This is a genomic window from Pseudomonas sp. S3_A09, from assembly GCF_054668065.1.
The window spans coordinates 4717714-4738568 of the sequence record NZ_CP162752.1; the positions used below are offsets into that span (position 1 = coordinate 4717714).

General features: G+C 57.3%; 25 protein-coding genes. 23 read left to right on the plus strand and 2 right to left on the minus strand.

Features of this window, described 5'->3' with window-relative positions; translation table 11 throughout:
• Positions 1–18: 18 nt before the first annotated feature.
• Complete coding sequence (locus AB4N92_RS22150; RefSeq protein ID WP_457243875.1) at positions 19–1794, minus strand: sensor domain-containing phosphodiesterase; 1776 nt, start codon at positions 1792–1794, stop codon at positions 19–21.
• Between the two features lie 387 nt (positions 1795–2181).
• Here AB4N92_RS22150 and AB4N92_RS22155 point away from each other — a divergent pair, with 387 nt between their 5' ends.
• From AB4N92_RS22155 to AB4N92_RS22225, 15 genes are all read left to right on the plus strand, one after another.
• Entirely contained in the window at positions 2182–2415 is a 234-nt protein-coding gene (locus tag AB4N92_RS22155) for a hypothetical protein (protein WP_460128208.1), read from the plus strand.
• 102 nt (positions 2416–2517) lie between these two features.
• A complete protein-coding gene (locus tag AB4N92_RS22160) occupies positions 2518–2757 on the plus strand; it encodes a hypothetical protein (RefSeq protein ID WP_044287500.1) in 240 nt (79 codons plus the stop codon).
• A gap of 254 nt (positions 2758–3011) precedes the next feature.
• Positions 3012–3716, plus strand: a complete 705-nt coding sequence (locus AB4N92_RS22165) for a hypothetical protein (RefSeq protein ID WP_460128211.1) — start codon at positions 3012–3014, stop codon at positions 3714–3716.
• 46 nt (positions 3717–3762) lie between these two features.
• The gene (locus AB4N92_RS22170; protein WP_460128213.1) at positions 3763–4101 is read left to right on the plus strand and encodes an MFS transporter; all 339 of its coding nucleotides are present in this window, start codon (positions 3763–3765) and stop codon (positions 4099–4101) included.
• Positions 4098–4442 (plus strand): hypothetical protein, encoded by a 345-nt coding sequence (locus tag AB4N92_RS22175; protein WP_460128215.1) that lies wholly within the window; start codon positions 4098–4100, stop codon positions 4440–4442. Before AB4N92_RS22170 ends, AB4N92_RS22175 begins: the two co-directional genes overlap by 4 nt.
• Before the next feature lie 1363 nt (positions 4443–5805).
• Positions 5806–6429 (plus strand): putative metallopeptidase, encoded by a 624-nt coding sequence (locus tag AB4N92_RS22180; protein ID WP_460128217.1) that lies wholly within the window; start codon positions 5806–5808, stop codon positions 6427–6429.
• 31 nt (positions 6430–6460) lie between these two features.
• Positions 6461–6922: a DUF2280 domain-containing protein gene (locus tag AB4N92_RS22185; RefSeq protein WP_460128219.1), complete on the plus strand. Its 462-nt coding sequence runs from the start codon at positions 6461–6463 to the stop codon at positions 6920–6922.
• Complete coding sequence (locus AB4N92_RS22190) at positions 6909–8210, plus strand: terminase large subunit domain-containing protein (RefSeq protein ID WP_460128221.1); 1302 nt, start codon at positions 6909–6911, stop codon at positions 8208–8210. The genes AB4N92_RS22185 and AB4N92_RS22190 overlap by 14 nt, the downstream gene beginning before the upstream one ends.
• Entirely contained in the window at positions 8207–9625 is a 1419-nt protein-coding gene (locus tag AB4N92_RS22195) for a DUF4055 domain-containing protein (protein WP_460128223.1), read from the plus strand. The genes AB4N92_RS22190 and AB4N92_RS22195 overlap by 4 nt, the downstream gene beginning before the upstream one ends.
• On the plus strand, positions 9600–10685 hold the full coding sequence (locus tag AB4N92_RS22200) for a minor capsid protein (RefSeq protein ID WP_460128225.1): 1086 nt from the start codon (positions 9600–9602) through the stop codon (positions 10683–10685). The genes AB4N92_RS22195 and AB4N92_RS22200 overlap by 26 nt, the downstream gene beginning before the upstream one ends.
• Before the next feature lie 32 nt (positions 10686–10717).
• On the plus strand, positions 10718–11182 hold the full coding sequence (locus tag AB4N92_RS22205; protein WP_241912441.1) for a DUF6998 domain-containing protein: 465 nt from the start codon (positions 10718–10720) through the stop codon (positions 11180–11182).
• A gap of 79 nt (positions 11183–11261) precedes the next feature.
• Complete coding sequence (locus tag AB4N92_RS22210; RefSeq protein ID WP_166589390.1) at positions 11262–11990, plus strand: hypothetical protein; 729 nt, start codon at positions 11262–11264, stop codon at positions 11988–11990.
• 12 nt (positions 11991–12002) lie between these two features.
• Complete coding sequence (locus AB4N92_RS22215; RefSeq protein ID WP_460128228.1) at positions 12003–12968, plus strand: major capsid protein; 966 nt, start codon at positions 12003–12005, stop codon at positions 12966–12968.
• A gap of 47 nt (positions 12969–13015) precedes the next feature.
• Positions 13016–13600, plus strand: a complete 585-nt coding sequence (locus tag AB4N92_RS22220; protein WP_460128231.1) for a hypothetical protein — start codon at positions 13016–13018, stop codon at positions 13598–13600.
• A 59-nt stretch (positions 13601–13659) separates the two neighbouring features.
• Positions 13660–14163, plus strand: a complete 504-nt coding sequence (locus tag AB4N92_RS22225; protein ID WP_460128233.1) for a DnaT-like ssDNA-binding protein — start codon at positions 13660–13662, stop codon at positions 14161–14163.
• Here AB4N92_RS22225 and AB4N92_RS22230 read toward each other — a convergent pair.
• Positions 14160–14540, minus strand: coding sequence for a hypothetical protein (locus AB4N92_RS22230; protein ID WP_460128235.1), 381 nt, complete (start codon positions 14538–14540; stop codon positions 14160–14162). The genes AB4N92_RS22225 and AB4N92_RS22230 overlap by 4 nt on opposite strands.
• An 81-nt stretch (positions 14541–14621) precedes the next feature.
• Here AB4N92_RS22230 and AB4N92_RS22235 point away from each other — a divergent pair, with 81 nt between their 5' ends.
• From AB4N92_RS22235 to AB4N92_RS22270, 8 genes are all read left to right on the plus strand, one after another.
• A complete protein-coding gene (locus AB4N92_RS22235) occupies positions 14622–14990 on the plus strand; it encodes a hypothetical protein (protein WP_460128238.1) in 369 nt (122 codons plus the stop codon).
• A complete protein-coding gene (locus tag AB4N92_RS22240; RefSeq protein ID WP_460128239.1) occupies positions 14987–15583 on the plus strand; it encodes a hypothetical protein in 597 nt (198 codons plus the stop codon). The genes AB4N92_RS22235 and AB4N92_RS22240 overlap by 4 nt, the downstream gene beginning before the upstream one ends.
• A complete protein-coding gene (locus tag AB4N92_RS22245) occupies positions 15580–15996 on the plus strand; it encodes a phage tail terminator-like protein (RefSeq protein WP_460128241.1) in 417 nt (138 codons plus the stop codon). The genes AB4N92_RS22240 and AB4N92_RS22245 overlap by 4 nt, the downstream gene beginning before the upstream one ends.
• Before the next feature lie 72 nt (positions 15997–16068).
• Positions 16069–16725 (plus strand): phage tail protein, encoded by a 657-nt coding sequence (locus AB4N92_RS22250; RefSeq protein WP_460128243.1) that lies wholly within the window; start codon positions 16069–16071, stop codon positions 16723–16725.
• 3 nt (positions 16726–16728) lie between these two features.
• Entirely contained in the window at positions 16729–17109 is a 381-nt protein-coding gene (locus tag AB4N92_RS22255) for a phage tail assembly chaperone (RefSeq protein WP_042572017.1), read from the plus strand.
• A gap of 17 nt (positions 17110–17126) precedes the next feature.
• Positions 17127–17429, plus strand: coding sequence for a DUF1799 domain-containing protein (locus AB4N92_RS22260; RefSeq protein ID WP_460128245.1), 303 nt, complete (start codon positions 17127–17129; stop codon positions 17427–17429).
• Positions 17430–17456: 27 nt separating this feature from the next.
• A complete protein-coding gene (locus AB4N92_RS22265) occupies positions 17457–20513 on the plus strand; it encodes a phage tail tape measure protein (RefSeq protein ID WP_460128246.1) in 3057 nt (1018 codons plus the stop codon).
• Complete coding sequence (locus tag AB4N92_RS22270) at positions 20513–20851, plus strand: phage tail protein (protein WP_183703351.1); 339 nt, start codon at positions 20513–20515, stop codon at positions 20849–20851. Before AB4N92_RS22265 ends, AB4N92_RS22270 begins: the two co-directional genes overlap by 1 nt.
• The last annotated feature ends 4 nt before the right edge of the window (positions 20852–20855 follow it).

Here is a 20855-nt window from a genome sequence, read left to right on the forward strand (position 1 = left end):
CCTGGCTCTGTAGTCCGATCACATGGCCGCGTTGAAACCACCTTGCTCCAGCCATTCTTCTAGTGGTTTCGCTTTCAGTGGGGGTGTGAACAGGTATCCCTGCGCCTCTGAACACCCCCAGGGCGTAATTAGATCTAAGATACTTTTGGTCTCGACTCCCTCTGCTACGACTCGATACCCTAACCCTCTCGCAAGCTCGATTAGTGTCTTAACTAACCTCTTATCTTTTTCGTTTGTGTCCAGATTGCTGATCAGTGACTGGTCTAGTTTTACCGTACTGACCGGAAGTTGCCTTAGGTATGTCCAGTTGCTGTAGCCAGTGCCGAAGTCGTCCACGGAAATATCAATGCCTAACCCACGGGCGCGCTCTAGCTGAGTAATAACTGCCTTTGGGTCTGACATGTGCATACTTTCAGTGAATTCAAGTTCTAGATTTTTGGGTAGGAGTGCGCCGTCGTTTATGTACTCTGTGATTTTGTTTACGAATTTTGAGTTTTCAAGATCACTGACAGTCACATTCATGGAGATTCGTAACTCAATACCTTTGCGCCTCCATACTTTCGCTTGGGAAACTACGGCATGAAGTACCCAAAAGGTAATCGAATGCATCAACGCAGTTTTCTCTGCCAATGGTATAAATTCTGCAGGGCTGATAGGTCCGAGCGTAGGGTGATTCCACCGGATCAAGGCTTCAACACTTTCACATGCTAGGCTAGGTAACCTGATTTTCGGCTGGAAAACTAGGCTCAGTTGATTTCCAGATCGAACGGCGTCAGGCAAGGAACTCAGTAGCACAAATGCTCGCTGCTGAGCTGCGTCCAACTCAGGCTGATACATTGTCCATCCCAAGTTACGAACTCTGGCGTCGTCGGCAGCGCCTACCACCAGGCGTAGCCAGTCCCTCTCTTCTGCATCAGCGATCTTCAAAACTCCAATGCCTGGCTGCATAGGTATTGGAATTCCTTGACAATCAACCGGTTCGCAAAAGTTAGAAAGAATGTCAAGGCAGAGGCGCTCGACCGGCTCGCCAGCTTTCAAAAGAAACCCAAAACGTGTGGGACTAATTTTGTACAGAAGATAATCTTTAGGTAGTAAAGACTGAAGTCTAGTCTTTACGTCGAGCATTAATTTTTGAGAAAAGCTGTAACCAAGTGCTTTTACTACGTCATTCAAAAATTTCGGAGATATTACGTCCACCGCAAAAAGGTCATGCTGAATGCCGCTGGAGCTTGCCATGCGGATATCTTCTTCCAATCTAAGTCGATTGAAAAGTCCAGTAGGCTGATCAATGAAGTTCCGTGAGCGTAAGCTTGTAATCCTCATTACAACGAGTTGAGCAAAATAAACGAGCATTCCCGCATCTCGCTTGCTCATTGGTTCTCGAGCTGAAGTATCTATTATGCATAGGCTGCCCAAGGAGAAACCATCACTTGTGAGAAGTGGTGCGCTAGCGTAGTAGCGAATGAAGGGCGGGCCGGTGACCATAGGGTTATCTTTGAAGCGCTCATCATCTCGCGCGTCCAAAACCTCTAAGGGCTTTCTGTCGCGTAGCGAGTGGGCGCAGAACGAAACGTCCCGTGGTGTAGTGTGTTCTTCAATCCCAATCCGAGCCCTGAACCATTGGCGGTGCTTATCGACAATAGAAATTAGCGCGATGGGAGCATTGAAGTATTCTGAAGTCATCGAAATCATTTTTTCGAAGACTTCATCGTCTTGTTCATTTTGCGGGCAGAGGGCCTCAACGCGTTTTAAGCGTTCTGCTTCGTACTCAGGAAAATGGGCGTTTACGTCCATAATTAGCCTCGTGTATCACGACCATATGGCTAAACGGTATCAGATCCCCTGCAGACCTACGACTTCATTTACCTATCGCTCCAATAGGTTAGACCCGGTCACACGTATGGCGCATACCCCGGATACGACCGTTTTACCGTTCGAAAGGATGTAGGCAAAAATCTGGAAAGCCCTGGATAGGTTTTAATCGGCGGAGCTACAAGCAAAGTTCGGATACCCAAAAAATGTTGCACTGAGTGAGAAAATGAGAGATTATTTATTCATCCTATCGATCTTGCGCGTTAGGAAGTTGCACTGCGAAGCCCGGCTAATATGTCGGGCTTTTTGTTGCTCTCAGTCTGTCCAGAGTCGAAAATAGAGATTCCGACTATAAACTGGGAGAGCGTCATGGTTTTGCGTGGCATGGCACAGATGCATGTCGACGACTTGGCGGAACGGTTCAAGAAGTTGGTTGTACGGCAGGCTGGCAACGCGGATATTCAGTTTGCGTGGGTTGTTTTTTATCAGGGCAGAATGTTCGGAGCTTATTCAACGGCCGAGCTTGCACTGAAGAAAATAACGGATATTGAGCACTGCATCAGCATCGACGAGGCCCCAGTCCCTCAAACTTCAAGCGACTAAAGTTTTTATGAAGCCCCGCCTAGAGCGGGGTTTTTTATTGCCAAAATGCAGGCGAAAGACCGGAAAGACCCTCCTGCTCAATCGACGTTCGAGGATCTACCGATGACCTACATCACCCGCTGCAAAATGACTCTTCGCTCCAAAGGGCCTGTTCAGGGCTCGACGGAATCACTGACCCGCCTGCACTTCGGCGCCGTGTGGTCTGCCAATCCTGCGGAAGAGGATGCGATCTACGGCAAGTACACCCCGTACGGCGAATACGTCGTGAATGTGGCTGCCGACCGGGCCGAGCATTTCGAGGAAGGGAAGGACTACTACTTCGATATCTCGCCGGCTTTCTGATTCACCTGTAGCCAGGACAGCCTTCGGGAAGGCCTGGACGTCGATAGCCGGTAGTGCGACATACGGAATCAACACCGGCAGCCCGTGCACCCTGACCTCACTGTGCTTCCAGGGTGGCGCGAGACACTAACGGCGCGATCGATGCATTGGGGCGTTGACGCTGGGATTGTCTTTGGCAGACAGCGGGAAAGACCGCGCACCTATTCAGGGCCTCAGCATTCGCTGGGGCTTTTCTCGTTATGAGGCACGGAAAAATGTCCCGCACGATCCAATCCGACAATTACGTGCCGGGCGTTTCCGGCTGGAAGTTCAACAGCGTCACTGGCGAGTTCGAGATTCATAGTTCTGACGCGTCGACCAGCGCCGAGCCTCGGCTTATTGGTGTGACTGCGGGCTCTTGGTCGAATTTCGATCTGCCGTCCAATGCTGTGGAGTACTACGCCTTCATCGGTGCGGAGCTGGATAAGATCCCGGCCGATTGCCGCGCTAGTGCTGATATCACAACCGAGGATATCTCGTTTGATCGTGACGGCTCGGATGTTCGTACAACGCTGACCTATGAGCGCTTCGAGACTTGCGAAGAGGTCGCGGATCGTATCGAAAAGGCTTCGGTGTCCGCTCAGATGAATGGCTTGGTTGGTGGTGGCTTCAGCATCTTCCATAACGGCCAGATTCGCGTTCGACTTGGAAGTCTTGAAGGGCCAAGCCCTTTCGTTGTCGCCGACGGCAAGGTGTATTTGCGCGATGACCTGGTGACGGAGGCGTCGATAGCCAAAGCCAAGGTCGCGAGTGAGTGGTCGGTCCGGGTTGAGCTGTCTCCGACCGGCCAGCCGTATGCTGCTGGGTTCGGAATCGGCATTGGCGTGGCGGGCGAGTTAAAGCCCGACATCATCGTGAAGGCATCCCACATGGAAATCCTGCCTGATGGCCTGGTGAAGATCACCCAGGCGCCCAAGTAATTCGCGACAACCATTCTCTTAAAACATGCCCCACGGAGTCGAGCGCATGGAGTACTTACAGCGCCTGCTCGACAAGATCGACAGGTTCGAATTGTTGATTGCGGGCCTTATCGGCGCCGTTGTTGCGAGCTGGTGGCACAAGGACGACTTGTCCGACTGGCGCGCCTGGATGATCTTCCTCATCACCGGCATGGCCTGCTCGATCTACCTGACGAGCATGGTCAGCACCTACTTGGGCGTGACCGAGCCGAAGATCGTCGCCGGTATCGGCTTCCTGCTGGGTGCCTTCGGCGGCTCGCTCCTGGCGGCCATCAATCGAGCCATCAAATCCGCTGACCTCTGGGCGCTCATTCGACAGCGGTTCGGGGGAGGCAATCCACCATGAATCTTGAACTGATCAACTCCATCGCCTGCGGCCTTATCGCGCTGTGGGCAGCCTGGTGTGTATTGAGCGGGAAGGTGAGGGACGGCATTCTCGGGAAGCTGATCTACTCGACGGTAGCCATCAGCGGTTTCGTCGTCATGGCTCGCAGCCAGAACATCTTCTTCGGCCCGACCAGTGCCGGCCTGACGCTGCATGTTTCCCTGGCCCTGGCCGGTGGCCGGCATATTTTCATGGTCACATACTGGCAGCAGGTGAAAGCCTGGCTATGCCGCACGCTGAACTGTGAGCACTGCATGCGTTGCGACAAGGCGCCAGGCGGAATCGAGCGGCGAGGCAGGTAAGTCGCGACACTTTTGCGAGTCAGCAAATTGTGTCGAGACGTTATGGAAAAACGCAACCGTGAATTGGTCGCACTAGCCGCAACCAACAGAGTAGCGAAAGAGTCTGCATATCATTACGCCGAGTAGTTGGGTTGCCCCCTCATATACTGCCTAAGTTCATGAAGTGTGGAATCTACCTCGCCGTAAGCCTTTTTCAATGACTCGAATGCAGCGTTCATATGAGACTCGCTAGCATACGCGACGGAATAACCGGTGTGATCAGAAACCCATCTGGTTTTATCTGAGAGCAAATCGATCATTTGCCGAATGGTGCTGATTACATAATCCTGTTTTGAAAGCGTCACGTGATTGCCAGAGTGGCAAGGGTGACCTGGGTGCCAGTGATAGCCTGAGCACTCTCGGATTAGGCGCTGCATAGCGTTGACTGATTCCTTCGGCACCTGAAACCCGGCGAAAAAAAATCTTGTCATACGGAATTCAATAGCTTTACCCGCGAGCGGGATGAACTTCGCGAGAGCAGAGCTGATTTCAGGTTGAGTAGTTGTGGCCGCTGTCGAAACGCCATAGACGTCATTGCGTGCTCTGGCCTCAGCACTACGTTGCCATCCTTGAAGAACACTAGGCGGAAAATCCTCAGGAGCCCTGTCTACTAGAGTGGCGTGCGTTGCACATAACCAAGCTCCATTTTCATATGCCCTGCGTTGCTCTGGAGTAAGGGACGCGTCGTATCGAGGCCCATTGGTGGATGCAGCGGTGATGTGAGCAGCGTTGCCGATATTTATTAAAGTGTCGCCTGAAAGGGACGGGCCATGAGTAGCTTTCTGGCAGGGTGGGTAAACGCACATAAATCGTACGTTTAAGGCCAGACGAAGCTTTGTGATGTCTGAAAAATTGTCCCTAGTCATTGCAAGTCCCTGAGCGTTTATGAGGGTGTCTCTTAACAAGATACCGCTGCAAGCTTCCTTGCACTAGGAGAGATTCCACTCCAAATTCGCCGACAATTAACCAATATTTCAACTATCAGCGTGACCTCATGACAGTTAGGCAACCCGACTGGGAGGCGATCGAACGAGCCCCTCCGAGTCGGATTTCTTCTTGGTTAAGTCTTGACTAGGCGCCATAGGACGCCCCCGCCCAGTGCAAGCACGAGTGCCGATTTCCAGGTGAAGAGCCTTTTCAGCCATGGCCAAGCAGCGAGCGTGGCGAGGGTCAGAATCAAGGCAATCTCTGCTTTTTGCATTTTGTAGCTCCGTTTACTAGTTGAGCTACCCATCCTCCACAGTTAACACGCCCACGAGGGCTGTATTCGCCCCACTTTTTGGTCTGAAATTGATTGGGGCGTGTTTGAATAATCAGGTGCTCAGTGGAAAGACCCTATCCTCCTAATTCATTGCTTGAGCTTTCGGGTCTCTCTGATCTCGGCATACGTCTAGTTCCAGCCCCCGAGGTGTGGGAATGGCTGCAAGCCGAGATCCTTGCCAACACCGGCAGCATTCACAACGAAGACCATGCCCATCTACTAGATTCAGACATCCGGGTCATGTGGGCATCGTCAAGCTTCGAGAAGCAGGGTAGGACTGTTCTGGGCCAGGCCGAACAGGTGGCGTTCCGCGCCGGTGGCTGGCAGAAAGCGCGGATGGAGCAACAGATGCGTGATTGGTTCGGCGATGTGCCTGCCTTCATCATCACCCTAGCTGCTGACTACTGCGCCCAGTGCAGCGACCTTGAGTTCTGCGCGCTCCTGGAACACGAGCTGTATCACCTGGCTCACGCGACCGACAAATTCGGTCAACCAGCATTCACCCAAGAAGGTGCACCGAAGATCAAGCTGCAGGGCCACGACGTCGAAGAGTTCGTCGGTGTCGTCCGCCGCTACGGTGCAAGCCCTGACGTTCAAGCGTTGGTGGATGCTGCAAACAGTCCTGCTGAGGTGGGGAAATTGAACATTGCGAGGGCCTGCGGAACCTGTCTGCTGAGATCGGCCTGATTCTTGACAGGCTCTAGACGGATGAGAATTTATGGCAGCCCTGAAAAATGAGGTGAAGAGCTTCATCGTTCAGGCGCTGGCGTGCTTTGACACCCCATCCCAGGTGGTGGAAGCCGTCAAGAACGAATACGGGGTTGTGGTGAGCCGCCAGCAGGTGGAGACGCACGACCCAACCAAGGCTGCGGGGAAGGGGTTAGCAGTTAAGTGGGCGACCTTGTTTCAGGACACGCGAACGCGATTCCGTGAAGAGACAGCTGACATCCCGATCGCCAACCGTGCCTTCCGGCTCCGCGTCATGAACCGTTTTGTGGAGAAGGCCGAGACGATGAAGAACATCGGATTGGCAATGCAGATCCTGGAGCAGGCCGCGAAAGAAACCGGTGACATCTACGTCAACAGGGCTCGAAAAGAAGAGGCTGGGGAAGAACCAGCAATCCCGACCCGCATCCAGGTCGACGTGGTGGATGCGAGGAAGCCGAATGCCGAGCCTTAATGTTCCGCAGGCTCAGTTCCTCACGCTGCCTCATAAATTCCGTGCCTTCGTGGCTGGGTTCGGCTCAGGCAAGACCTGGGTGGGCTGCTCGGCACTCAGCAAGCACTTCATGGAGTGGCCCTGCGTTAACGCTGGCTACTTTGCACCGACTTACCCGCAGATCCGGGACATCTTCTATCCGACCATGGATGAGGTGGCCTACGACTGGGGGCTTAAGACCAAGATCAACCAGGCAAACCACGAAGTTCACATCTACAGCGGCCGGCAGTACCGCGGCACTGTGATATGCCGCTCGATGGAGAAGCCCCAGACCATCGTCGGCTTCAAGATCGGTCAGGCCCTTGTGGATGAACTGGACGTGATGAGCTTGCTGAAGGCTCAGCAGGCCTGGCGCAAGATCATTGCCCGGATGCGTTACAACCTGCCTGGACTAAAGAACGGGGTGGACGTCACTACCACGCCTGAGGGCTTCAAGTTCGTCTACCAGCAGTTCGTGAAACAGCTGCGTGACAAGCCTGTGCTGAACGACATGTACGGCCTGGTACAGGCCAGCACGTTCGATAACGAGCTGAACCTGCCGGATGACTACATCGCATCTCTGATGGAGTCGTATCCGCCGCAATTGATTCAAGCCTATCTCCGTGGGCAGTTTGTCAACCTGACGTCTGGCACGATCTACACAGCCTACGACCGCAAGCTCAATGGGTGCTTCGACACAGTGCAGCCTGGTGAGCCCCTGTTCATCGGAATGGACTTCAACGTCGGCAAGATGGCGGCAATTACCCATGTTAAGCGCGACCAGGGGCTGCCCAGGGCCGTGGATGAGCTGATCGACGGCTATGACACGCCTGACATGATCCGACGCATCAAGGAACGCTACTGGCAGCACGATGGCAACGATTTCAAGAAGACCTGCGAAATCAGGATCTACCCGGACGCTTCGGGTGATTCGCGCAAGTCCGTGAACGCCAGCATCACTGACCTGGCCATGCTCAAGCAGGCCGGCTTTGCGGTCATCGCTCCAGCGGCAAACCCGCCGGTGAAAGATCGAATCAACGCAATGAACGCCGTCTTCTGCAATGCGCAGGGCGAGCGCCGCTACCTGATCAATTCGCTCACCTGTCCGACCTACGCCGATGGCCTGGAACAACAGGTGTGGGGCGCGAACGGGGAGCCAGATAAAACCGCCGGCATCGATCACGCGAACGACGCCGGCGGCTACTTCATCCACCGCGAGTACCCAATCATAAAACCGGTCACCGCTATTAAAATGGGATACGCCCGATGAGCAACGACGTCTCCTTCAAGCGGGCGGAATACATCGAAGCGCTGGGCCGCTGGGCTACCGTCCGCGACGTCTGTGCCGGTCAGCACCGGGTTGTCGATCGGCTCCCGTACATCAACGCGCACGATAAGTCGCCGGAGAACGAAGACAGGAATCGAGCTTACCGCGAGCGCGCGGTGTTCAAGAACGCCACCGGGCACACCCGTAACGGGCTGCTGGGCCTGGCCTTTCACAAAGATCCAACGCTGACAGTGCCGAAGAAACTGGAGTACCTGCAAGACAACGCCAACGGCTCCGGGGTGAGCATCTACCAGCACTCCCAGGGCACGCTTGAAAAGGTGCTTGAGGCTGGCCGCCACGGGCTATACGTCGACTATCACCAGGACGACGGCATCGGCGGTCACTCGGTGATCCTGTCCTATTGCGCCGAAGACATCATCAACTGGCGCACAGGTATGGTGAACGGTCACAGCGTGCTGACGCTTGTGGTGCTTCGCGAATCGCCTGAGATTCCTGACGGCTTCGGCTACAAGACAGCTGAGCAGTACCGGGAACTGGCGCTGGAGGATGACGGTTTCGTCTGCCGTGTTTGGCGTAGGTCCGGACCTAAAGGTGGTGGGCCGTTAGCAGTCATCGACGAGTTCAAACCCGAAGGCGTAACCGGTCGCCTCAAGGAGATCCCGTTCACCTTCGTCGGCGCGCAGAACAACGATCCAAGCATCGACGAGTCGCCGCTGTACGATATCGCCATGATCAACCTGGGCCATTACCGGAACAGCGCCGATTACGAAGACAGCGTCTTCTGGTGTGGTCAGGCCCAGCCATGGATTTCTGGCTTGGACGAGCAGTGGCGCGACTGGATGGAGAAGAACGGCGTTTACGTCGGCTCTAGGGCACCAATGATGCTGCCGGCCGGCGGCCAGTTCGGTTACGCGCAGCCATTGCCGAACACGCTGGTCAAGGAGGCAATGAACGACAAGAACCAGATGATGATCGAACTCGGGGCGCGGATGGTCGTGGCGTCTCTGTCGTCCAAGACGGCAACCGAGGCACGCGGCGACCAATCGGCGTCCACTTCGGTGCTGGCCGGCTGTGTTGCAAACGTCAGCGAGGCATACACCCGGGCAATCATGTGGTGCTGTGCCTACATGGGCATCGCTGAAAAGAAGGTCGCCTACCAGGTCAACCAAGAATTCGTAGAGCTCACGGCTGATCCGCAGATGATCACGGCCTTGGTCGGCTTGTGGCAGAACGGCGGCTTTGCGAAAGCAGATCTTCGGGCATACCTGCGTAAGTTGGGCCTGATCGCGCCAGAACGGACAGACCTGCAGATCGATGGCGAATTGCAAGAGCAGGGGGACGGCCTGGGTCTGGACAACGAGGACACACCAAATGGCGGCAAACCAAGCAATCCTTGATGCCACGATCCGGCACGCGGTCTTCCTCGAAAAGCTGAAGGCGGGGGAGGTGGGCAAGTTCGCTCCCTTCCTCAAGGAAATTGACCGTTCCATTCGCGACCGGCTGACCCAGTCGGATTTGACCGAGTACAACGTCAAGCGCCTGGAGGCGCTGCTCAAGGAAGTGGATAGCCTGCTGCTGGGCATTTTCGACCGCTACAGCGCACAGCTAAACCTCGACTTGATCGACATCGCCAATTACGAAGCGCAGTTCGAAGCGACAAGCTTGGCCAAGTCGGCCCCGGTGGGCGTTACGCTTGATGTGGTGGCTCCTACAGCTGCGGCAATTCGGAGTGCAGTGCTGACGAACCCGATCAGCGTGCGTGGCACCGGCGGCGGAAAGCTGCTGAAGGCATTCATCAAGGGCTGGACAGGCGCCGAGCGTGAGCGTGTCACCGGCACCATCCGGCAGGGCTTCTTCGAAGGGCAGACGAACTTCCAGATCATCCGCAACATTCGCGGCACCAAGGCAGCAGGGTACAAAGACGGCATCCTGGCTACCACCAACCGCAATGCCAGCACGGTCGTGCACACCGCTATTCAGCATGTGTCGTCCCAGGCCCGGATGGAGGTGGCCAAGGCCAACACGGACATCGTGCAAGAGATCCAGATGGTGGCCACGTTGGATAGCAAGACCAGCCAGTTGTGCCGCTCGATGGATAAGCGCAAGTTTCCGGTGGATTCCGGTCCAAGGCCGCCGTTCCACCCGAACTGCCGAACCACGTTCATCTTGCTGACTAAGCTCAGCGCGATGTTCGCCAAGGGCGCAACGCGTGCCTCGGTGGGTGCTGATGGCGGGCAGCAGGTCAGTGCTGACCTCGATTACTACCACTGGCTCCAGCAGCAGCCGGCCTCGTTCCAGGACGTCGCCATCGGTCCTGTCCGGGCCAAGCTGTTCCGGGAGGGCGGACTGACCGTCGAGCGCTTCGCTGAGCTGCAGCTTGATCGCAACTTCTCGCCGCTGACCCTGGTGCAGATGAAAGGGCTTGAGCCACTCGCATTCGAGCGAGCAGGGATCTGATATAGGATGATCGCTCTTATCAAGGAGCCATCATGGATCAAGCAATTCAGGGACAAATAGAGCAGGCACTGAAAGGGCTCTTCGAAGCCGTTTCGATGCTCCAGAAAGCGTACCCCGGAAAACCATTCACGCCGGATGGCCGCTTGGTCGGCGACATTGGAGAGGTGGTTGCGAGCCTGGCTTATGGCTTGACCCTCAATGAAGGGCTAACCAAACATCATGATGCGGTCACGGATGATGGTCGTAACGTGCAGATCAAAACTACATTCGGAACCAGCCTCACATTCCCCGTGCATCATGTGCCGGACTATTACCTGGGCATTCGAATGAATAGAGACGGCACGTTCGAGGAAATCTACAACGGGCCAGGTCACCTCATTCAAGCGCAGCTCGCCGCTCGAAAAGCTACCAAGACAGGCCTTCATGGAGCGTTGATGCCGATGCTGAAGCGCATCAATCAAAGTGTTCCTGAGTCAGAGCGGATACCAAGACGCTAAATTCAATACAAAGCCCGGCCATGAGCCGGGTTTTTTTATGCCTGCAAAGCGGGCGACCAAACCCAAGGGGTGAATCAACGTGGCAGAAGAAAACGAAATCGACCTGGAAAACCCGGCAATCAAGGCCGCTATCGCGACTGCCGTTGAAGCCTCTGTTACCGGGCTGAAAACCAAAAATACCGAGCTGCTGGGAAAGCTGAAGGACACCTCCACCAAGCTGACCCAGTTCGAAACCCAGTTTGAAGGCATCGACATCGACGCCGTCAAAGGCTTGCTCAGTCGCGCGGGCCAGGACGAAGAAACCAAGCTGCTGACCGAGGGCAAGGTGGACGAGGTGTTCAATCGCCGCACCGAGCGTTTGCGCGGTGACTACGACAAGCAGTTGAAGGCCATCAGCGAGCGTGCCGAGAAGGCCGAATCCTTCGCCGCCAAGTTCCAGGGCAAAGTCCTGGGCGACTCGGTACGCGGTGCCGCACTGAAAGCTGGTGCTCTCCCCGAAGCAACAGACGACATCATCCTACGCGCCAAAGGCGTGTTCACCCTTAACGAAGATGGCGATGCAGTCGCCGTTGATGAATCCGGCCAGGTCATCCTCGGTAAAGACGGCAAAACCCCATTGACTCCGCTCGAATGGGCGGAATCTCTGCGCGAAAGCGCACCTCATCTGTGGCCAAGGGCTTCAGGGACATTCGCCCCGGGCGGGGGTGGCGGCAAGGCTGCATTCAAGCGCTCCGAAATGACCTCCGAGCAGAAGCGCGACTTTCAGCGCAAGCACGGCCAAACCGCATATCTCGCATTGCCCAAGTAAGGGGATTGATCCATGGCTACAACCGTTAACAGCGACCTGATCATCTACAACGATGAGGCGCAAACCGCATACCTGGAGCGTGTCCAGGACAACCTGGATGTATTCAACGCATCGTCCAACGGCGCAATGGTGCTGGACAATGAACTGATCGAAGGCGACTTCCGCAAGCGCGCTCTCTACAAGCTGAACGGCTCTCTGGAGCACCGCGACGTCAACTCTGACGGCAAGGTAACTGCCAAGAAGATCTCCGCCGGCGAAGCTGTTGGCGTCAAAGCTCCATGGAAGTACGGTCCATACCAGACCACCGAAGAGGCGTTCAAGCGCCGCGGTCGTCCGGTCGAGGAGTTCTCCCAGATCGTCGGTGCCGACGTCGCTGATGCGACCTTGGAAGGCTTCATCCAGTACGCAACCGCTGGTCTGCGCGCTGCCATCGGTTCCAACGCTGACATGGTGGTTTCGGCCAACATCGAAACCGACGGCAAGAAGACGCTGACCCGCGGCATGCGCAAGTTCGGCGACAAGTTCGGCCGTATCGCTCTGTGGGTCATGCACTCCAGTGCTTATTTCGACATCGTCGACGAAGCGATCACCAACAAGATCTACGAAGAAGCTGGTGTCGTGATCTACGGCGGCCTGCCTGGCACCCTGGGCAAGCCTGTACTGGTGACCGATACCGCGCCGGCGGACGTGATCTTCGGCCTGCTGCCAAACGCGGTAACCATCACTGAGTCTCAGGCCCCGGGCTTCCGTTCCTACGAAGTGAACGACGAAGAAAACCTGAGCATCGGCTACCGCGCTGAAGGCACCGTGAACATCGATGTGCTGGGTTACAGCTGGAAAGCCACTACTGGCGGTTCCAACCCAACCCTGGCTGCGGTCGGTTCTGCTGCCAACTGGGTCAAGCACGCGGGCAGCAATAAGGTTACCGCCGGCGTAATGATCAAGCTCACTGCGACGCCTCCTGTCTCTGGCGGCTAAGCCTCAAACTTAACGCGCGGTCAGCAATGGCCGCCTTGGAGAAACACATGGAACTGACTTACAGCAACCAGCTGAGCGGCTTCGACCCGGAGAAGCGTTATCGCAATCCGGAACACTTCGATAAGCCCGAAGCGGGTGTGACAAGTGTGCTGGTGATTGGCGATTGGCCGAGCGTGGTCAATGCGTACGAAGCAGCCGGCATCGATGTGTCGGTGAAGGAAGCCAAGCGGGTGCAGATTGTTGGTGCGGCAGACCAGGCCGAATTGGTAAAAGCCATGGCAGCTTTGCGTGCTGAGCATGGATCAATCCAGATCCTTGTTGACGGGCTGGAAGCTGGCGAAATCCATCGTCCAGAGTCCGGCGAACTGGCGTTGCGCTTGTTTGATGTACTCGGAAACATCCATGCTTCGGTTGGAGAGCTTACCACTGAGCGTGACGGCCTGGTCCTGACTGTCGACGCGCTGCGCGAAGAGATTGGGGCCCTGAAGAATGGCTCGATTAAACCGCCGAGTGATGAGGCTGAAGAAATCGCGGCGCTGAAGGCAACGCTCGATGAGGCCAAGGTCCAGTACCGGGCTAATGCCTCGAAAGAGTCCCTGGAAAAGCTCGTAGCTGAGCTGAGCAAGGAGTAATACTGCTGGCTGTCGTTGATCCGGCAGCCAATCTTCAAACCATTCCAGCGAGTTAACGCATGACACTCATCATCGAGGACGGAACCGGCAAGCCTGATGCCGAAAGTTACGCGAGCGCGGAGGATCTGGCCCTGTATGCCGTGAAATTCGGCACGGTCATCCCTGGGGGCGTTCCCGAGCAAGAAGCTTTGCTGCGCCGAGCCGCCTTGGCGATGGATGGCAAGACCTGGAAAGGCCGCAAGATGAGCAGCGAGCAGGCGTTGGCCTGGCCGCGTCGGGAAGTGCTGTTGGATCACGAGATCAAGCCGAACAACTACCTTCCGGCGAGGATCCAGTACGGGCAGATGGCCCTGGCCGCAGAAATCCATCAGGACGATATCGACCCGGTGGAAAAACGCAAAGGCGCCGTGCTGCTGGATCGTGTCGAAGGTGCGGTGACCCGGCAGTACGCGGCGATCCCAAACACCAGCAACCGGCTACTGCCAGCGGCACCTGATCGGCCAAGTGCTACGCAGTTTGCGGATTACCTGCAAAAGCGCGGGCTGTTCGCTGTCCGGGCCTAGTTTGGAAACTGTTCTGTCAGTTGAGAAAGTAGATGGCCGACGTCCGTTTGAATTCCGTAGACACAGGAGAACCATGCCTGTGAAGCTGGGTCAGCATTCACGCTTACCAGGATATTAGCTGCAGCAGTGCTTACTGCGGGCTCAAAATAAAACTCTTCAAGCTCAGTGCGATCGCGCTTTTTTCCATCGATCGTTCCAGTTTTTGCGTACCGCTTCAGTTCCTCCTTGAGAGATCGGAACCCCTGCTGAAGCTTATCTTTCTCCAGTCGATTGAAGCTGGATTTACCTGCGTGCAATGCCATTAAGTCATTGGCCTGAGAGCACAGACTGCGCATCCTGGAAATGACTTCGAGTGCGTGCTGATTTTCAGTGGTCATCTTGATTTCCTTTTCTTTTCCGGCGGCTTGTTGAGCTGTCGATAGTAACCGCCCAATAACGCATATGCATCTGGAGCCACCATGGCCTTCTACGACGAAATGGCCGTGATGGCTCTGGAGATGATCACAGAGTTCGGCCAGGCAGTGACCATCAGCAAGACGGAGCCTGGCGAGTACGACCCGGAGCTGGGCGGCGAGGCGCCGGGCGCAACCGTCGAGCAAATCGCCCAGGGCATCCTGCTCGACTTCACCGGCCAAGAGTTCCAAAACAACAGCCTCATCAGGCAGGGCGACAAAAAGCTCAAGATCGCCCCGCAGGGATTAGCTTGGGTGCCCGGGCTGCTCGACAAGGTGGCCGCCCAAGGCCGCACCTGGTCAATCGTACCTCCGCTGAAAGAGATCAACCCCGCCGGCACACCGATCCTGTACGAGCTGCAGGTACGGTCGTGAGCCGCGCAGGCGCCGGACAATCCGGCAGCTTCGCCCTGAGTCTGGCCGAGTTCGCCGCCCAGACCAGCGAAGCCATCGACGCCAGTGTGCGCGAGATCATCATCGAGGTGGGCAGCAGCCTGATTCGCATGTCCCCCGTGGGTAACCCGGAGATCTGGGCGCAGAACGCAGTGGCGACGCAGTACAACAAAGCCGTCGACGATCACAACAGCGCGCTGCGCAGTGATCCGGCCAACCTCACGAAGGGTGGCAGGCTGAAGACGGGCCGTAAGCTCAACGACGGCATGGACGTAAAAGCGCCCGAGGGCTACGTCGGTGGCCGGTTCCGCGCGAACTGGCACATCTCGCTGGGCGTTGTCGAGAGTGTCACCTTCGACGATGTAGACCCGAGTGGAACCGAAACCACAGCGGCGCTTGTTGCTGCGATGAGCGACTTCACCGCCGGCCAGATGGCCTACATCATCAACAACCTGCCCTATGCCATCCCGCTGGAGTTCGGCCATTCGACCCAGGCCCCCGGCGGCATGGTCCGGGTAACCGTGGCTCGCTTCCAGCAGATCGTGCTAGAGGCCATCAGGAACAACCAGGTATGAGTCACGCAATCATCGCCTCGATCTATGAGGCCAAGCTGATCGCCTGGAATGCTGGCAGGTCGGAGAAGCTTAAGATCGTTTTCGAGAACACGGCGTACACGCCGGCGGCGGGCGAGACCTACCTGCGAGCCTTCACTATCCCGGGCGACACGGCGAGCAACACGCTCGGCGGTGATCACCGTCTGTTCACCGGCGTGTTTCAGGTCAGCATCATCGCGCCGGCGAGCACCGGCAAGACCAAGACCAACCCTATAACCACCGAACTGGTTGACCTGTTCCCGCTATACGCCAGGGACACGCAGGGCGCCGTCACCGTGGTGACCATGTCGCCAGTTGACCCAGGGCCCGGCATCACAGGCGATTCAACTTATACCGTTCCAGTCTCGCTCTTGTACCGAGCCGACACCAACTGATCCCGCCCATTGGGCAAACCCAGAGACCCGCCATTGAGCGGGTTTTTCACATCTGCAAAGAGGAAATACCCCATGGGCTACAAACTCCCGAACGGCGGCACCTTCCAGCACGCCGCAACCTACGCGACCGCACTGGCGTTCACTGCCATCAGCAACGCTGCCGAGGCGGTCGCCACCGTTGTAGGTGGCACCATCGCTGCCGGCGATATTGTTCTGTTGACGTCTGGCTGGAGCAAGCTGGATAGCAAGGTGGCGCGCGTGAAGGCGGCCACCGCGACGGCTATCACCCTGGAAGGTATCGACACCACGGATACTCAGGTTTTCCCGGCAGCGGGCGGCGCGGGCACGATGCGCAAAGTGCTGACCTGGGTGCAGATCCCGCAAATCTCCGACGTGGCCTTCTCCGGCGGCGAACAGAACTACCTGGATGTGGTGTTCCTCGAGGATGACCAGGGCAAGCAGATCCCCACCGACAAATCAGCGGCAAGTATGGTGCTCACCATCGCTGATGACCCGGCCCAGGCGTTCAACGGGGTGCTGATGAAGGCGGACGCCGGCAAGCAGATCGAAGCGGCGCGCCTGAACCTGCCCGGTAACGACACCCTGCTGTACGGCACCTACACGTCGTTCTCCAAGCAGCCAGCGGTGTCCCGTAACAACCTGCTGACTCGTACCGTCAGCTTGGCGTTGCAGGCCGAGCCGACCCGCTACCTGACTGCGGCGGTGTAACCCATGGCTAAGATCCGTATTGCGCAAAAGGCTACGTTCAATGCGCCCGTGCTGATCCCGATCGTCGGCAGCGAACCCGAGAAGGTCGAATTCACCTTCAAGTACCGAGATCGCACCGAGCTTGCCGCTCTGTTCGATGAATGGAACGAGGCGCGGAACAAGGCGCGGGCCGCGCTGGGCGACAAGCCTTCTTGGTCGGAAGTGGTTGCCGTGGACACCGAGCAGCAAACCCAGCAGATCAAGGACCTGGTAGTCGGCTGGGGCTTCGATGACGAATACAGCGACGACAACATCGTCGCATTCGTGAAGTCCTGCCAGGGTGCCGCCGAGGCAGTCGTTAAGGCCTACGAAGGCGCTTACAGCCAGGCCCGACTGGGAAACTGACCGACGCTGCCCGCGCCATGTACTCGCCGAGCGTGCCCGACGCGATTATCGGGATGTTTGGCCTTGCCCATGGCGACCTGGTTGAAGAAGTGGAGGTCTGGCCCTGCAACTGGCCAGCCTTCCTTCTTTTTAACCGAATGTCCACCCAGTGGCGAGCAGGCGCCGGCGGCGCGATCGGTCTCGACTACAGCTGCATCCGCGACGTGGCCGGCTTCCTCGGCATCAAGAAAAAGAAACTCGCTGAAATCTTCCCAGACCTCCAGGTGCTGGAAGGAGAGGCTCTGCGCGTCATGGCGGAGGAGAGGGAAAACAGCCCGTAACCGCGGGCACTTATTCAAGGTGAGTCGATGAACATTGCAGAACTCGGCGTCAAGATCGACTCGGCCGATGCAATCCAGGCGAAAACGAGTCTGGATGAAATGGCGAAGGCCGGCGGCCGGGCCGAGCAGTCCGCCGTTTCGCTGATGAACGAAATGCAGGCGCTGGAGAAATCAATTTCTACCAGTGCCAAAACCACCCAGGACTTGGCAAAGCAGCGTGACGCTCTTGCCAAGCTGACCAAGACCGGCGCCTATGGCGAGGCCGAGGCGGCGAAGATCTCGGCACAGCTCGACAAGCAGCAGATTGCCCTGGCCAAGTCTGCGATGGATGAGCAGAAGGCCTTGAACAGCCTGCTGGGGGCGATTGACCCTGCTCGCGGCGCTCTGGCCAAGCTGGATACACAGGTCGAGCAACTGGGCAAACACCTGGACGCCGGCCGCATCAGCCAGGACCAGTACAACACTGCCCTGAGCAAGATCGACAAGGACTACGCCAAGCTCGAAAAGACCACCACCGGTTTCGACAAGCTGCGCCTCGGCACCCGCCAGGCGCAGGAAAACGTTGTGCAGTTGGGCAACGCGCTGTCGTCGGGGGATTGGGGTAGCGGCGTTCGTGCCGTGGCTCAGTTGGGCGCCGGTGCTGGCGCTGGTGCGGCTGGACTGCTCGCTATCCTGGCCCCGCTGGCCCTGGCCACTGCAGCCGTCGGTGGCCTCGCCGTTGCCTACTACAAGGGCAGCGAAGAGCAGGACCGCTATAACAAATCACTGATCCTTACTGGCAACTACGCCGGCGTGAGTGCCGGACAGTTGGGCGACATGGCTCGGCAGGTCAGCGCTACCGTGGGCACCACCGGCCAGGCGGCCGCAGTCTTGGCGCTGCTGGCAGACAACGGCAAGATCGCCGGCGAGAGCTTCACTGGGATCACCCAGGCCGCCGTGTCGATGCAGGATGCCACCGGCAAGGCGGTCGGCGAGACTGTTGCTGAGTTCGTCAAGCTCGCCGATGACCCGGTAAAGGCATCTGCTGCGCTGAACGAGCAGTACCACTACCTCACCGCTTCGGTTTACTCGCAGATTGCCGCGTTGGAAGAGCAGGGTGACCACGCCGGCGCCGTAAAGCTGGCGACTGAGCAATATGCCGATGCGATCAACGAGCGCACGCCGAAGATTCTGGAGAACCTGAGTTTCTGGGAGAAAGGCTACAACGCGGTTGCACGCGCTGCGGACAACCTCAAGAATATCGGGCGCCCAGACATTGGTGCTGATATTGAACAGGCCCGCCGAGATCTGGCTAGCGCGCAGTCGGGTGACGTTGGCTTGTTCCAAAACAAGCAGGAGATGATCGATCTCTATCAAAACCGCCTGAATATGCTCGAGGACCAAAAGGCGGCGCAGGCTGAAATAGCCAAGTTGGAAGGCGACCAGGCAAAAGCTCAACAGGCCGCTGTCACGTCCATGCAAAAAGTCGACGCGCTCACCAAGTCTTCATGGACTAATGAACAGAAGCGGGCCAATGCGCTCAAGGACTACAAAAAGCAACTCGACGACATCCGTAAGGTTGCGCCGAATGACCCGCGCCTGGCCCAGGCAACGATCGACAAAAACATCGCCAACATCAACGACAAGTTCAAAGACCCGAAAACCGCCGGGACCCAAGTTGACCTGACCAGCTTCAACGACGCGAAGAACGCACTTGCGGCGATCACCGACACCTACAAAAACTACCAGAAGGAACTGGAAGCGGCGCAGAAGGCCGGCCTGCTGTCTGAGGAAGACTATCTGCTGCGGCGCCAGGCGCTGATTGGCAATCAGCTCGACCAAACCACGGCGGCGTACGAGGCTGAGATTGCCGCACTGGAGGCAGCGAAGGGTAAGAAAACCACGTCTGCCGCGCAAAGCATCCAGCTGGACCAGAAGATCGCCGACGCACGCGCAGGGATGGTCAAGGCGCAAAAGGATGCTGACAGCCAGCTTGAGGTGTTGGCGACCAACGAGACTGGGCGACTCGCCAAGCAGGAGCGGGCAATCAGCACATATGTGCAGGCGCTCGGGCAACAACAGCGCGCCCTGGAGCTTGCCGGCCAACGTGCAGTTATCGGCGTTGGGCAGGGCGATCGCCAGAACGCACTCAGCGGTGAGCTGAACAGCCAGCAAGATCGGTTCGCTCAGCAGTCGCTGGAGTTGGCCAACCAGAAGTCCGACCCATCGCGGAACATGTCGGAGGAAGAGTTCAAGCGTAAATCGCAGGCGCTCGCGGACGCTAACAAGGCGGCTACCGACCAGATCCGGCAGAACTACGCGGATGTGGAGAATGCCCAGGGCGATTGGACGAAGGGCGCCACGGCGGCCTGGGACAATTACCTGGATTCGGCGCAGAACATTGCCGGCCAGACCAAAAGTCTGTTCAGTAACGCCTTCAGTTCCATGGAGGACTCGATCGTCAACTTCGCCATGACCGGGAAGCTGTCGTTTGCTGACTTCACCAAGTCGATTCTGGCGGATATGGCGCGCATTGCTACGCGTCAGGCGAGTTCGGCATTGCTGGGCAGTTTGGTGGGGGCGGCAGCGAGCTACCTCGGTGGTAGCGCTGCCGGAGGTGGCAATGGAATGGCGGCCGGGTCTGCTGGTGCCGCGTCGTCGAACCTCGGTGCATCCCAGGCTGGCTATTCAAACACCTACTTTCCGCAAGCCAAGGGCGGCGCATGGTCGGGCGGTGTGCAGATGTTCGCCGACGGCGGCGCGTTCACCAACTCCATCGTCAGCAAGCCCACGGCGTTCGGCATGGCCAACGGCAAGACCGGCGTCATGGGCGAAGCTGGTGAGGAAGCAATCATGCCGTTGACCCGGACGTCGAGCGGCAAGCTTGGGGTTGTGGCCATGGGCAGCGGTGGGGCTGGCGGCACGCAGATCAATGTCGAGGTGCACATCGACGGCGACGGCAACGCGTCGTCCTCATCCAATGATCCCGGCTACGACCTGTTCGGCAAAGAGCTGGCGACGTTCGTCGAGCAGAAGTATCAGGAGCTGCGGACCAAGGACATGCGCCAGGGCGGCGTCATCAACAAAGCAATCAAGGGGCGCTGATGGCCATCGAACGATTCATCTGGGAAACGGAGAAGGGCGCGGAAGGGGATGTTGCCCAGCGCGTCCGCACCAAGCAGTTCGGCGACGGTTACGAGCAGTCAGTCGAGGACGGCCTCAACAACCAGTCCCAGTCCTGGCCGCTCGTCTTCACCGGCGCCAAGCCTCGGGTGATGTTGATTAAGGCGTTCCTTGATCGGCACAAGGGGGCAAAGGCTTTTCTCTGGACTCCGCCCCTCGGGGAGCTTGGCCTCTACAAGTGCAACGGCTACAAGCCCGTTCACCGCGGCGGACAGGTCTACGCCATCAACGCCAATTTTCAGCAAACCTTTCACCCCTGAGATA